The sequence below is a fragment of the Candidatus Methylomirabilota bacterium genome (assembly GCA_036001065.1).
In the GTDB taxonomy this organism is placed as follows: Bacteria; Methylomirabilota; Methylomirabilia; order Rokubacteriales; family CSP1-6; genus MNEF01.
This window is the reverse complement of sequence record DASYUQ010000129.1, coordinates 1-9,729: the sequence shown is the minus strand read 5'-3', so window position 1 is coordinate 9,729 and position 9,729 is coordinate 1. Positions and strand designations below refer to the sequence as shown.

General features: G+C 70.3%; 9 protein-coding genes and 1 pseudogene. 6 read left to right on the top strand and 4 right to left on the bottom strand.

From position 1 onward, the window contains the following. Together VGV13_12700 and VGV13_12695 are read right to left on the bottom strand one after the other, a co-directional pair. Positions 1 to 492: hypothetical protein (locus tag VGV13_12700; GenBank protein ID HEV8641951.1), on the bottom strand; the 492-nt coding region annotated here is incomplete at its 3' end. Between the two features lie 31 nt (positions 493 to 523). After that, on the bottom strand, positions 524 to 973 hold the full coding sequence (locus tag VGV13_12695) for a carboxypeptidase-like regulatory domain-containing protein (GenBank protein HEV8641950.1): 450 nt from the start codon (positions 971 to 973) through the stop codon (positions 524 to 526). A 602-nt stretch (positions 974 to 1,575) separates the two neighbouring features. Between VGV13_12695 and VGV13_12690 the strand changes: the two genes are divergently transcribed. The 5 genes and pseudogenes from VGV13_12690 (at position 1,576) to VGV13_12670 (ending at position 7,711) form a co-directional block, all read left to right on the top strand. Then, the gene (locus tag VGV13_12690) at positions 1,576 to 1,899 is read left to right on the top strand and encodes an amidohydrolase family protein (protein ID HEV8641949.1); all 324 of its coding nucleotides are present in this window, start codon (positions 1,576 to 1,578) and stop codon (positions 1,897 to 1,899) included. An 89-nt stretch (positions 1,900 to 1,988) separates the two neighbouring features. Then, a complete protein-coding gene (locus tag VGV13_12685; protein HEV8641948.1) occupies positions 1,989 to 5,570 on the top strand; it encodes an ABC transporter ATP-binding protein in 3,582 nt (1,193 codons plus the stop codon). A gap of 20 nt (positions 5,571 to 5,590) precedes the next feature. Further along, positions 5,591 to 6,316 (top strand): annotated as a pseudogene (locus VGV13_12680) (CoA transferase). Positions 6,317 to 6,339: 23 nt separating this feature from the next. Continuing rightward, entirely contained in the window at positions 6,340 to 7,131 is a 792-nt protein-coding gene (locus VGV13_12675) for an LLM class flavin-dependent oxidoreductase (protein HEV8641947.1), read from the top strand. Positions 7,132 to 7,201: 70 nt separating this feature from the next. Then, positions 7,202 to 7,711 (top strand): methyltransferase, encoded by a 510-nt coding sequence (locus VGV13_12670; GenBank protein HEV8641946.1) that lies wholly within the window; start codon positions 7,202 to 7,204, stop codon positions 7,709 to 7,711. Between the two features lie 46 nt (positions 7,712 to 7,757). Here the strand turns inward: VGV13_12670 and VGV13_12665 are convergent, their stop codons facing one another. Together VGV13_12665 and VGV13_12660 are read right to left on the bottom strand one after the other, a co-directional pair. After that, a complete protein-coding gene (locus tag VGV13_12665) occupies positions 7,758 to 9,026 on the bottom strand; it encodes a crosslink repair DNA glycosylase YcaQ family protein (GenBank protein ID HEV8641945.1) in 1,269 nt (422 codons plus the stop codon). Continuing rightward, positions 9,023 to 9,454: a thioesterase family protein gene (locus VGV13_12660; protein ID HEV8641944.1), complete on the bottom strand. Its 432-nt coding sequence runs from the start codon at positions 9,452 to 9,454 to the stop codon at positions 9,023 to 9,025. Before VGV13_12660 ends, VGV13_12665 begins: the two co-directional genes overlap by 4 nt. A gap of 118 nt (positions 9,455 to 9,572) precedes the next feature. On the opposite strand from VGV13_12660, the gene VGV13_12655 reads away from it, so the two are divergent. Further along, positions 9,573 to 9,729 (top strand): SDR family NAD(P)-dependent oxidoreductase (locus VGV13_12655; protein ID HEV8641943.1); only part of this gene is annotated, 157 nt, incomplete at its 3' end.

Sequence of the window (9,729 nt, the reverse complement as noted above, 5' to 3'; positions counted from 1 at the left end):
GACAGTGAGGGTGACGCCCGTCTTGGGCTGGTTCTTGTATTCGTAGACGAATTCGCCGGTGGCGCCCGTCTTGCCGAGTTCCTTGTCGTTGACCTTCACCGTGGCGTCGGCGACGGGTGTCCCTTTCTCCGTGGCGACCAGGGTGATGTAGCGCGTGGCCTCCAGATCGGCATCGAAGGCGTAGGTGTCGACGGCCCCGCCTTTGGGCAGTTTCACCAGAAAGGACGTCTTCCACGGCTTGATGCGGTAGCCGGGCAATTCCTTGACGACCAGCACCTCGACCTCGGCCCCGGGCTTCCTCTGAATGGTCTTGGCGAAGACTCCGGTGCCATCGGTGCCTCCCTGCTCTTGCCCGTCGATCGTGACCTTGGCCTGGGACACCGGCTGACCATCCAGGCGGGCTGTCACTCGCAGGTCCAGCTTTTGGCCGCAGGCCGCGAGCGTCAACACCGCCAACAACAGGAAACCCGACCGCACTGTGGGCTTGACCATAATGTCCTCTTATCGATGGCGCGCGACGAAGCTACATCATGGGAGCTTGAATATTGACTTCCCCCGGGTTGATGATCTTGTCCTCATCGGACTTGGATCCCTGGATGGTCTTGCGCTTGCCCTCCTGGATCCGCCGAAGCTTGAAGTCGATCTTTTTCTGCGTGTGCTCTTTGATCTCCACCGTCTGAGTCTCGGTTTCATAGCCGATGCGGCCCGCCTCCACCTTGTACGTCCCCGGCCGCAGCCGGCCCTTCGGCGACTCGAACCTGCCGTTGGCATCGGTCGTCGCGGCATAAGACGCCTGCTCCACGGCGGCGGTGGTATTGATCATGTTCACCACGGTGCCCTGCAGGCCGTCCTTCGCCACCGGCTGGAGGTTGGGGTCTGCCAGCTGGACCGTGCCATGAATTTTGGCGGCGCACGCCGGGAGCAACGCCGCCAGCACCATCGTCGCAATCGCGGAACAATATTTTCTGTTCATACCTTTCTCTTCTCCACGGGCGAATGCCGATCCCGCTCGTTCGAGTGTGACTTTTTGTCCAAGGATCGCGAGCAAGATAAATCCACGCGCGATTCGCTAAGTCTTGTGTCCGCTGAGCTAAAGAACACCAGGAGACGTGGCCCGGGGACCCCGTCCGTCTGGTTTCAGCGAGTGCTCGTGGGATCGGCGCCAGCGCCTGAATTCGAACTCCCGGCGCAGGAAATTGAACGTGGTCGATATGAGGATTCGACTCTTGGCCTGAAAGGCGTCAGCGCCAGACGGCGAATGACGCGGATCCGCGGGCCCGCCAAGCACGAACCCCCGGAGCGCCTGAATGTCCTCTCGCGCCGCCACCATGGTCTTCCACAGGTCAACTGTGCAACAAATTTGCCACAGGCTTACCAGCAGCCCAGCCGATACTGAAGTGGATCAGAGACATCGCTATCTCCAGAGTTTCGTTGGAAAATTATTGATACCGAGGGGGGCCAAGCAGAGGGGGAACGGCGGATGTTCGGCCCGAGACCCCAGGGGTTTGTCACCGCTGATGCCATACTGGCCGTCAGGTCCCGCATCCGACAGGACGGCGATGAATTTCCCGTGGGGTGTGGTGGAGGACCTACATCAGCACCGCCCCGCCCCGCGACGCCGGCGGCACCCACCGCCGGTGCAACCTGCTCTACCTGGAGCCCGACACCTGCGAGCGCCCTGAGGGCCTCAAGGTGTGCATCGCCCATGGCGGCCGGCCTGCTTCGCCATGGGGCGCATCGACCGGCGCCGACCGCGTCGTGCTCGGCAGCGACTGGCCCTTCGTGCCGTGGGATCCCTCGCCCGTCGCCTGGGTGCAAGGTCTCCAGACCCTGACCCCGGACGAGAAGGAGAAGATCCTCTGGCGGAATCTCGAATCGGCGGCACCGAGCCGACGGTGACCGACGCCAACGTCGTCCTCGCACTCGGCGCGAGACGGTGTATGCTCCCGACGTAGAGAAGGCAACTCTTCTCAGATCTCGGTGCTGACGTGTACCTCGATCGCACGCTCCTCGGCTTCACGTTCGGCCTGCGGGCGCGCGTCGTCGCGTCCGCTGCCCTCGGGCTCGTCGGCGTCGTGCTCGGCATCGCACGGCTCGCGCTGCTCGGCTGGCTCCTCGGGCGCGTGTTCGCCGGCGCCGGTCTGACGGCGCTCGCGCTGCCGATCGCCGCCGTCGCCACCGTGATCGCAACGCGGTCCCTCGTCGAGTACGCGCGCACGATGATCGCGCACCACACCGCGTTCCGCGTGCAGGCGCGGCTCCGCCAGCGGCTCTACGACCACCTGGTTTCCCTCGGGCCCGCGTACCTCACGCACGAGCGCACCGGACCCGTCGCGACGTCGATGGTGGAAGGCGTCCAGCAGCTGGAGGTCTACTTCGGCCAGTTCCTGCCGCAGCTCGTCGTCGCCGCGGCCACGCCGATCCTCATCTTTGCGTTCGTCGCGTTCGTCGACCTGCCGGTGGCCGCTGTGCTCGTGGCCGCCGCGCTCGTCACGCTCATCGCGCCCGCGCTCTGGCACCGGCGGGATCGCGCCGCCAGCTACGCGCGCAATCGCGCCTACGCGGCGTTCGGCGCCGAGCTGCTCGACGCGCTCCAGGGCCTCGCGACGCTGAAGGCGTTCGGCCAGAGCGGCGGGCGCGCGCGGCTGCTCGAGAAGAAGAGCCGCGATCTCTTCCAGAGCACCATGTGGCTTCTCGGCGCGAACACGATGGGCCGCGGGATCACCGACGCCGGCATGGCGATCGGCGCGGCCGCCGCGCTCACGCTGGGGGCGTGGCGCGTCGGCACCGGCGCGATGGACCTCGCCTCCCTGCTCGTCATCCTGATGCTCGGCGTCGAGGTGTTCCGGCCGCTCCGCGAGCTGCGCATCCTGCTGCACGCCGGGATGCTCGGCACCGCCGCCGCGCCTGGCATCCTCGACATCCTCGGCGCGCAGCCGGCCGTCACCGACAGCGCGCGCGCCGCTGACCAGCCAGCGCTCCCGCCCACGGTCACCTTCGAGGACGTGAAGTTCGCGTATCCGGGCACGCGGCGCATCGTGCACGACGGCGTCTCTTTCCACGTCGGCGCCGGCGAGCGGGTGGCGTTCGTCGGCCCGAGCGGGAGCGGCAAGTCCACCGTCGTCCGCCTCCTCCTCCGCTTCTACGATCCGGATGGCGGCGGCGTGCGTATTGGCGGGCGTGACGTCCGCGAGCTGTCACTCGCCGAGCTGCGCCGGCGTATCGCCGTCGTGAGCCAGGACACCTACCTCTTCCACGGCACGGTCGAGGACAACTTGCGGATGGGTCAGCCGGACGCGACGCCCGCCGAGCTCGAGGCCGCGGCGCGCGCGGCGAACGCGCACGAGTTCATCGCGCGGCTGCCCGAGGGTTACCGCACCGTCGTCGGCGAGCGCGGCGTGCGGCTCTCCGGCGGGCAGCGCCAGCGCATCGCGATCGCGCGCGCGCTGCTGCGTGACGCGCCGATCCTCGTGCTCGACGAGGCACTCTCGTCGGTGGACGCCGAGAGCGAGGCGCTCATCCAGAGCGCGCTCGACCGGTTGATGGAGGGCCGGACGACGCTGATCTTCGCGCATCGTCTCTCGAGCGTGATCGGCGCCGACCGCATCACGGTCCTCGGCCGCGGCCGCGTCGCCGAGAGCGGCACCCACGCGGAGCTGATGGCGCGTCAGGGTGCGTACTGGCGCCTCATGGGTCTGCAAGTATCGGCGGCGCGCCCGGACCCGGTGATGCCGATCGACCGCCGCAGCGCCGAGTCGGACGGCCCCGAGAGCGATGGTGCGGGAGTATCGACCGTCGGTGAGAGCGTCGTGAGCGCGGCGGAGGTGGGCTGGCTCCAGGCGCTCCCGATCCTCTCGCAGATGATCCGCGGCTACCGCGCGCGCCTCGTCAGCACGTTCGGGCTCGGCATCGCGCGGGTCGCGGCGATCATCGCGGTCGGCGTGCTGAGCGCGCTGGTCGTGCGCGCGGCGACGCACGGCGCCCCGTACGGCGCCCTGCTGATCGCGCTGGCGGTGGCGGCGCCGCTGGCCGGGCTGCTCCACTGGCTCGAGTCGTGGCTCGCGCACGACATGGCCTACCGGCTGCTCAACGACATGCGGCTCGCGCTCTTCCGCAAGCTCGATGCGCTCGCGCCCGCGTATCTCACGCGGCGCCGGAGCGGCGATCTCGTGGCCGTGGCCACCCACGATGTCGAGCTGATCGAGTACTTCTTCGCGCACACGGTGACGCCGGCGCTCGTCGCCATCATCGTGCCGCTGGCGGTGCTGGCAACCCTCGCCGCGTTCGGGTGGCCGCTGGCGGCGGCGCTGCTGCCCTTCCTCATATATGCCGCGCTGAGCCCCGTGCTCCGCCGGGCGCACATCGACCGGCTCGGCTCGCGCGCGCGCGAGGTCTCGGGCGATCTCACCGCCCACACCGTGGACTCGATCCAGGGTATCGCCGAGATCGTCGCGTTCCAGCGCGAGCGCGCGCGGGGCGAGGAGCTGACGGCGCGCGCGGGCGCCTACCTCGCCGCCCGGATGCCGTTCCTCGCCGATCTCACGCGCGAGCACGCGCTGCACGAGGCCGTGACCGGCCTCGGCGGTCTCGCCGTCATCGCGGCGGGTGCCGGGCTGGTGACCGCGGGCCGGCTGGAGGCGCCGATGCTGCCGCTCCTCACGCTCCTCGCGCTGTCGGCCTTCATCCCGCTGTGGGAGGTGGCGCAGGTTGGCCGACAGCTCGCGGACACGCTGGGCGCCACGCGCCGCGTTCACGCCATTCATTCCGAACCCGTGCCCGTGCGTGACGGGCCGGGCGTGCCGGGTCCGCGCGCGACCGATGCCATGCTCACGCTGCGCGACGTCACCTTCACCTACCCCGGCCGCCGACGTCCGGCGCTGGCGGGCGTGTCGCTCACCGTCCCAGTGGGCAGCACCGTCGCGCTGGTCGGCTCATCCGGCGCCGGCAAAACGACCATCGCGCATCTCTGCTTGCGGTTCTGGGATCCGAACGCCGGCGAGATCCGGCTGGCCGGCCACGATCTGCGCGCGTGGCGCCTGGACGATCTCCGACGCGAGATGGCGCTCGTCGCGCAGGACACCTATCTCTTCAACGACACGCTGCGCGCGAACGTCCTGCTCGCGCGCCCGACGGCGACCGAGACCGAGCTGCGGGCGGCGATCGAGCGCGCCTCCCTCGGCGATCTGATCGAGTCGATGCCGGAGGGTGTCGACACCGTGGTGGGCGAGCGCGGCATGCAGCTCTCGGGCGGCCAGCGCCAGCGCGTGGCGATCGCGCGCGCGTTCCTCAAGGACGCGCCGGTCTTGATCCTCGACGAGGCGACGTCGCACCTCGACGCGGTGAACGAGGCGGTGGTCCGCCAGGCGCTGGATGCGCTGGCGCGCGGCCGGACGACGCTGGTGATCGCGCACCGCCTCTCGACCATCCGCGACGCGGACCTGATCGCGGTCCTGCACGAGGGCCGCATCGCGGAAACGGGCCGCCACGAGGCGTTGCTGTCGTCGGGCGGTTTTTACGCCCGTCTGGTGTCGCGCCAGGTGGCAGCCGTCGCGACGTATACTGCCGGTTGACCCGACCAGGAGAATGAGCCATGGCCGAACGCGCGCTGAGCGACACCGGGACCGGCGTCCACACGGCCGGCGCCATCCTGGCCGCCTACATCCAGCGCCAGCGCACCGGGCAGGGCCAGCTCGTCGAGGTGGCGATGCAGGAGGTGGTGGCCAACTTCCTGCGGGGCCGCTACGTCGATCACTACCGCGACGGCAAGCCCAGCGAGCGCCGGGACAATGCAATCACAGGCGGCGTACCCGGCGGCGCCTACCCGTGCGCGCCGGGTGGACCCAACGACTACGCCTAGATCTACGTGCAGCCCATGAATCAGGACATGTGGCGCGACTTCGTGACCGCGATCGGCCGTGAGGACCTGTTCGCCGACGTCCGGTACCAGGACGCGAAGGCGCGCTGGGAGCACCGCGACGCGCTGAACGAGATCGTCAGGGCCTGGCCGAGCGCGCGCACGAAACACGAGGTGATGGCGGTGCTGGGGAAGGCGGGCGTGCCGTGCGGCGCCGTGCTGGACACCGGCGAGGTGCTGGACGATCCGCACCTCAACGCCCGCGGCCAGATCCACACGATCGAGCACGCCACACGCGGACGCTTCCGTCTGCCCGGCTGCCCGGTTCGCCTGTCGGCGTCCGAGGCGCCGACGACACCCGCGCCGCTCGCGGGCCAGCACACCGCGGAAGTGCTGGCCCAGGTGTTGGGCCTTTCGACGAACGAGGTGTCGAAGCTCCGAGCGCAAGGCGTGCTGGGCTGAAAACCGACCTGCTCCTGATCCCGATGAGCGCCCACTGGGCCGACATGCGCGCCGCCGCGCTGGCCGCGGAGGACGTCGGCTTCGACGGGCTGTGGACCTGGGATCACCTGCGCGATCCCGACGTCCATGCCGGCGGCCCCGGCGTGCCGGAGGCGTGGACGGTGCTGACGGCGCTGGCCGAAGTCACGCGACGCGTCTCCCTCGGGCCGCTGGTGCTCAACGTGGCCAATCGCCAGCCGGGACTCCTGGCCAACATGGCGGCGACGCTTCAGGCGGTCTCGGGCGGGCGATTGCTCCTCGGGCTCGGCGCCGGCGGAAGTCGCCGCACTCCGTACGCCGTCGAGCAGGCGGCCATCGGCCAGGCGGTCGAGCGCGACGAGGTCCGCGCGCACCGTGTCGTCGAGGCGATCGGCCTCATCCGCCGGCTCTGGTCGGGCGAGTCGGGATTCCTCCGGCCCGAGCCTCCGCCGCCGATCATCGTGGGCGGCTTCGGCCCCCGCATGGCCGCGATCGCCGGCCGGCACGCGGACGGATTCAACACGCAGGCCGTGCATCCGCAGCTCGGCGATCTCGTCCAGCGCGCGCGCGACGAGCACACGGCGTCGGGCCGCGACGCATCGCGGTTCCTCGTGACGGTGTTCGCGGGGCTGGACAAGCCCTGGCTCCGGGCGGACTCGCGCGCGCGACAGTCGCTCGAGCGAACCGGCGTGCACCGCCTGATCTTGCTCGTCCCGCCGCCGTTCGACGCCGGCGAGATCCGACAAGCGGGACGGCTCCTCACCGCGCCGTCGGGGAGGAAGTCCTACGAAGCGTAGCGAGCTGGCCGGCGCGCTCCGTCGTCAGCTGAACCCGAAGCGGGCGAGGTGGCAGAAGCCCGACGCCGTCGTGAGGGCGCTCAGCCTGCGTCGCGGGCAGGTGGTGGCCGAGATCGGCGCCGGCCCGGGGTACTTCACGCCGCGACTGGCGCGTGCCGTCGGTCCGTCGGGCCACGTCTACGCGGTGGACCCGGAGGCGGCCGTGCTCGACGTGCTGCGCCGGCGCCTGGCGCGCGCACGAGTGCAGAACGTCACGCCGGTGCTGAGCCGCGACGATGATCCGATGCTGCCACGTAACCGCTGTGATCTCGCGGTGATCATCAACGTCTACCATCACATGCACGGCGCCGGGGCGTTCCTGCGCCGGCTGGTGTCGGCGCTCTCCCCCGGCGCCCGGGTGATCAACGTCGACTGGAACGAGGAGTCGGAATTCGGGCCGCCGCCCAAGCGCCGCGTCCCCCGTGCGCGGTTCTTGCGCGACGCCCGCCGCGCCGGCCTGCGCCTGATCGCCGAGCACCGGTTCCTGCCGCACCAGTATTTCTTCGTGCTGCGTCGCGCCCGTCACACCTCTTCGAGATAGGCGAACAGCTTCGGGTGGAGCTGCTTGCGGTTCCGGGCGTGCGGAATCACGGCCCCGGAAGCGCACGGGCCAGCGGTGCGCGTAGCCGGTGCGGCGTCACCCGACGGAGCACCAGCTCGTCACCGTTCACGAACGTCGCCAACGATCGCAGCGCAGCGGCCAGCCCTTCGAGCGCCTCGTCCCGATCGATGCGCTCCTCCCCGACCGGCAACCCTGTCGCTGCGGCGAACCACCGCTCGAAGTGCACGTGGCGAACCTCCAGCCGGCGTTCGGGGCGATGGGTCTTGGCGTCGACGCGACCGATGAGACGGCCGTGGTGGAGGATCGGCAATGTGTAGTAGCCGTGCACGCGCTTGTCACCCGGGGTGTAGACCTCGATGCGGTAGTCGAAGTCGAAGAGGCGCCTCACGCGCTCGCGGGACCAGAGCAATGAATCGAAGGGCGAGAGCAGCGTGGTACCCCGCGAGGCCGCGGGCGCCCGCCGCGCGCGGGCGAGGGCGGGCAGGTCGCGCGTCAGCACGAGCCAGCGGCCCGGGCGGCCCTCCCCGTCGATCTCCGTCACCTCCCCGCGCTCGATCATGGCGCGCAGCGCGGCCCGGCGCGCGCCCGGCCCGAATCGAGGGAACGTCAGGTAGCCGGTCAGGTCGCGCTCGGTCGCCGCGCCCATCGCGTGCAGCGAGCGCTCGAGGTGCCAGCGCGCGAACTCCTCCGCCGAGACCGGTGGGCAGCCGAGCACGGCCGGGATCGCGCGCTCCAGGAGGTCGTACCGTTTGTGGAAATGCCGCCGCGAGTGGATGGTGAGCGCGCCGGTCATCCACAGATAGTGCAGCGCGTGCTGGACGGGCTTCCACGACCACCACCCACCGCCTCCGCTCGGACGCCGTCCGTCGAAGTCCGTGCCGCCCATCGGCCCGCTGGCCGAAACCGCCGTCTTCACCTGGCTCAGCACCTTCGGGTTCCGGCGGAGCCAGTCGGACCAGCCGGTGTGGCGGACCCGGTAGTCGAGCATGGCGCGGCGCCACCACGGCAGCATCGTCGTCGGCACCAGGCAGGCGGCGTGCGCCCAGTACTCGAACAGGATCCGGCGCCGGTAGACGACGCGATCGAGCCAGGCGCGGTCGTAGGGCCCGAAGCGGCTCCACACCGTGAGGTAGTGGGCCCGATCGAGGACGTTGATGGAATCCATCTGGAGCCCGCCCACGTCCTCGACGAAGCGGCCGAGACGCCGGGTGGTCAGCGTGGCCGCGCGCGGCCGGGCGAGGTGCTGGCGTTCCAGGAAGAGCGTGGCGACCGCGCGCAACGAGACGGGCTTCACTTCCCGCCGATGGCCTTCCACCGGTTCAGCTTTTCTTGAAGTCGCGGCATCCGCTGGGCGCCGTCGACGATGAAGCGCTCGTGGGTGCCTCGGCCCGCCTCGTCCAGCTCATCACGGACCTCGACGCGGAAGCCGAGCCGTCGCCGGTCGATCTCCGTGAGCTCGACGCTGATCGTGACGGTCATGCCCACCAGCGTCGCCGCCAGGTGGGCGACATCGACGCGCGTGCCGACGGTGGCCTGGCCGCTGGCGAGGCACGGCTGCACCGCCTCGATCGCGGTCTGCTCGATGAGCCGGATCATGTCCGGTGTGGAGAGCACGCGGATCGGCTCGCTGCGCAGGTGCCCCGGCGTCATATCGTCCGTGACCTTGACCGTCCGCACGTGCTTGAGCCCGACCGCCAGCTGCCGCGTTGTGCCGTCGCTCATGTGACCCTTCCAGGTGAGTTGTGAGGCGCTCGCCGGTTCATCCTCCCGGCCGCGGATGATTGCGCTATCCTACGTCGAGATCGACGCCGGCGGGAAGGGCCGGTGACAGGAGGGCGCGATGATCGACCCGGCGTTCACCCTCGAGAAGAAGACCGCCATCGTCGTCGGCGCGGCGAACGGAATCGGGCGCGCGACCGCGCTGGCGTTCGCGGCGGCCGGCGCCCGCGTCGCCTGCGCCGATATCGAGGAGCCGGGCGCCAAGGCCACCGCGGCCG